Here is a 3,552-nt window from a genome sequence, read left to right on the forward strand (position 1 = left end):
GCGTTGGGGCGCGCAGCGGCCCTGAAACCTGAGCATGCGGTTTAACTGAAAAATCGGATTAGCCGCACTGGGGCCGCTTCGCAGCCCAACGCAGGGCAAGCCTGCTCGCCACAACAAGCCTGCTTGCCACAGGCACTGCGTTAACCAGAAGTTGGGTGGATACATGGCCAGATCGCAGGCGAAAAAAAACCGGCTGATCAGGCCGGTTTGGGGTGCCTCGCCAACAGCGAGGGTTATACGTGGTTGCTCTGCAGGCGATCCGAACCACCTTCAGCCAGGCCGCGTTCCTGCAGGCGATCAGCACCGCCTTCAGCCAGGCCGCGTTCCTGCAGGCGATCAGCACCGCCTTCAGCCAGGCCGCGTTCCTGCAGGCGATCAGCACCGCCTTCAGCCAGGCCGCGTTCCTGCAGGCGATCAGCACCGCCTTCGGCCAGGCCACGTTCCTGCAAGCGATCAGCGCCACCTTCGGCTATACGGCGTTCCTGCAGACGGTCAGAACCATTTTCGGCTACGTGGTTGCCTTGCAGGCGATCCGCGCCGCCTTCAGCGACAACCGGGTGGGCAAAAGCGTTGGCAGCCAGTACCGAGAAAGCGAGGCTAAGCAAGAGTTGGCGTTTCATGGTGGTGTGCTCCGAGAGTTGTAGTTGGGTGTTGCCGGGTATGGGTTTGATGGTACGCGTTGGATTTTTTAAGAGAACTTCATTGCGCTGATGGTGACTATCGACGCCAGCGATGGCCCGTTGTGGCGGGCCATCGTGCAGGCGCTCAAGGCATCTGCGGCAGTTCCTGAGGGCGCAGGTCAAACACCAGCACCTCGGCGTCTTCGCCCTGGCTCAGGCGGATCTGCCGCTCATTGCGCAGCCGTGCGCCATCGCCTTCCTGCAAGCGGTGGCCATTGAGTTCGACGCTGCCGCGGGCCACGTGCACGTACACATGGCGGTCCGCCGGCACGTCCAGGGTTGCGGTTTCGTCGCCGTTGAACAGCCCGGCATACACCCGTGCATCCTGGCGAACGTTGAGCGAGCCATCCGTGCCTTCCGGCGAGATGATCAACTGCAAGCGCCCACGTTTTTGCGCTGCGCTGAAGTGCTCCTGTTGGTAGCGCGGTTCGGCGCCGACCACATTCGGCACAATCCAGATCTGCAGGAAGTGCACGCCATGGCTCTGGCTGTGGTTGAACTCGCTGTGGGCCACGCCGCTGCCGGCGCTCATCAGTTGCACGTCGCCAGGGCGGATCACCGAACCGGTGCCCAGGGTGTCCTTGTGTTCCAGGGCGCCTTCGAGCACATAGGAGAAAATCTCCATGTCCCGATGCGGGTGCTGGCCGAAGCCTTTGCCGGCGGCGACGCGGTCATCGTTGATCACCAGCAGGTCGGAAAAACCCTGCTCCTTGGGATCCCAGTAGTTGGCAAACGAGAAGGTGTGGAACGACTTCAACCAACCGTGATTGGCGGCGCCGCGTTCCGAGGCTTTGCGAAGGGTCAGCATGGGGTGTTCTCCTCAAGGGAAGCCGGGCTGCAAGGTGCAGGGCTTCGGTGTGAGGAGAAGCTTACTGTTTAGCGGGGAGTTGATTAAGACGCTGCAATCTGAATGACTGTCTCTTTGCAGTTGACGATTGCCAGCTGCGCCGCCCGTAGGCGATGGCGATAGCTCAGCTGGCGTTTGCGCCAGGCCAACGGGTTCAGCCCTTCACTGCGGCTGAACTGGTGACAGAAGTGCGCCTGGTCGCAGAACCCGCATTCCTGGCTGATCTGCGTCAGGCTCAGAGCAGAGCCGGTGATCAGCAGCTTGGCCTGCTGGATACGTTGCTGGCGAATCCATTCCTGCGGCGCCACGCCCGTGGTGCGTTTGAAGGCGCGGGAAAAATGACTGCGCGACAGCTCGCAGGCGCGGGCCAGCTCAGTCACCTCCAGCGGCTCTGCCAGGTTGGCGAGGATCAGCTGCTTGACCTTCTGTTCCCGCTCGGAGCACAACGTTGCGCCTGGTTGAGCCATGATCAATACCCGTGGACAGCGTGGCGGAGAGTGAAAACCCAGTGTAGAGCACATACGTGCAATTTTTTGCTACAGCGCCGTCGCACACTGGGCCCAACGCTCTTGCCGCCAGGCGGCCTCTGTCAAGGAAACCCTATGAACGCCGATCTGATTCTGTTCAACGGCCAGTTCCACACGGTCGACCGTGAAAACCCGCATGCCACTGCCGTCGCCATCCACAAGGGGCGCTTTGTAGCGGTCGGCACCGACGGCGAGGCCATGGCTCTGCGCGGCAGTGGCACCCAGGTCATCGACCTCAAGGGCCGCACCGTGATCCCAGGCCTTAACGACTCGCACCTGCACCTGATTCGTGGCGGGCTGAACTACAACCTCGAATTGCGCTGGGAAGGTGTGCCGTCCCTGGCCGATGCGTTGCGCATGCTCAAGGACCAGGCGGACCGCACCCCGACGCCGCAATGGGTGCGCGTGGTGGGTGGCTGGAACGAATTCCAGTTCGCTGAAAAACGTATGCCGACCTTAGACGAACTCAACCAGGCCGCGCCGGACACGCCGGTGTTCGTGCTGCACCTGTATGACCGCGCCTTGCTCAACCGCGCCGCCCTGCGGGTGGCCGGCTACACCAAGGACACACCGAACCCGCCCGGTGGCGAGATCGTGCGTGACAGCCATGGCAACCCCACCGGCATGCTGGTGGCGCGGCCCAACGCGATGATCCTTTATGCAACCTTGGCCAAAGGGCCGAAATTGCCGCTGGAATATCAGGTCAACTCGACGCGTCAGTTTATGCGTGAACTCAATCGCCTGGGCCTTACCAGTGCCATTGATGCCGGCGGTGGTTTCCAGAATTATCCCGATGATTATGCGGTGATCGAGCAACTGGCCAAGGACGAACAGCTGACGGTGCGCATCGCCTACAACCTGTTTACCCAGAAGCCCAAGGAAGAACTCAGCGACTTCAAACACTGGACCGGCAGCGTCACGCTGCATCAGGGCGATGATTACCTGCGTCACAACGGCGCCGGTGAGATGCTGGTGTTTTCGGCGGCGGATTTCGAAGACTTCCTTGAGCCGCGCCCCGACTTGCCGCTGAGCATGGAGCAGGAGCTGGAGCCGGTGGTGCGGCATTTGGTCGAGCAACGTTGGCCGTTCCGGCTTCACGCCACGTACAACGAGTCCATCTCGCGCATGCTCGATGTGTTCGAGAAGGTTAATCGGGATATCCCCTTCAATGGCCTGCCGTGGTTTTTCGATCACGCGGAAACCATTACGCCACACAATATCGAGCGTGTACGTGCCTTGGGCGGAGGTATTGCGATTCAGGATCGCATGGCGTTCCAGGGTGAGTATTTTGTCGAGCGTTACGGCGCCAAGGCAGCCGAGGCCACGCCGCCGATCAAGCGCATGCTGGCCGAAGGCGTGCCGGTGGGGGCGGGCACGGACGCGACGCGGGTATCGAGCTACAACCCGTGGACCTCGCTGTACTGGATGGTCAGTGGGCGCACGGTGGGTGGGTTGGAACTGCATGCCGAAGGGTTGCCGCGTCTCACTGCGCTGGAAC

General features: G+C 61.7%; 4 protein-coding genes. 2 read left to right on the forward strand and 2 right to left on the reverse strand.

All coding sequences use genetic code 11. The annotated features are described in order from the left end of the window. Positions 1–239: 239 nt before the first annotated feature. A complete protein-coding gene (locus FEM54_RS35175; protein ID WP_171045920.1) occupies positions 240–644 on the forward strand; it encodes a hypothetical protein in 405 nt (134 codons plus the stop codon). A gap of 121 nt (positions 645–765) precedes the next feature. Here FEM54_RS35175 and FEM54_RS27825 read toward each other — a convergent pair whose 3' ends face one another. Next, positions 766–1,488 carry a pirin family protein gene (locus FEM54_RS27825; protein WP_017137749.1) on the reverse strand — a complete coding sequence of 241 codons (723 nt, stop codon included), beginning with the start codon at positions 1,486–1,488 and terminating at the stop codon, positions 766–768. A gap of 83 nt (positions 1,489–1,571) precedes the next feature. Further along, the gene (locus FEM54_RS27830) at positions 1,572–1,994 is read right to left on the reverse strand and encodes a helix-turn-helix domain-containing protein (protein ID WP_138453781.1); all 423 of its coding nucleotides are present in this window, start codon (positions 1,992–1,994) and stop codon (positions 1,572–1,574) included. Between the two features lie 135 nt (positions 1,995–2,129). On the opposite strand from FEM54_RS27830, the gene FEM54_RS27835 reads away from it, so the two are divergent. Continuing rightward, positions 2,130–3,552, forward strand: a 1,423-nt coding sequence (locus tag FEM54_RS27835; RefSeq protein ID WP_138453782.1) for an amidohydrolase, incomplete at its 3' end; no start/stop codon positions are given.

The organism is Pseudomonas edaphica, assembly GCF_005863185.1.
GTDB lineage: Bacteria > Pseudomonadota > Gammaproteobacteria > Pseudomonadales > Pseudomonadaceae > Aquipseudomonas > Aquipseudomonas edaphica.

What these genes read in the sequence shown, in the direction of transcription:
- FEM54_RS27825 (WP_017137749.1), bottom strand. Translation starts at nt 1,488, where the DNA reads ATGCTGACCCTTCGCAAAGCCTCGGAACGCGGCGCCGCCAATCACGGT.
- FEM54_RS27830 (WP_138453781.1), bottom strand. Translation starts at nt 1,994, where the DNA reads ATGGCTCAACCAGGCGCAACGTTGTGCTCCGAGCGGGAACAGAAGGTC.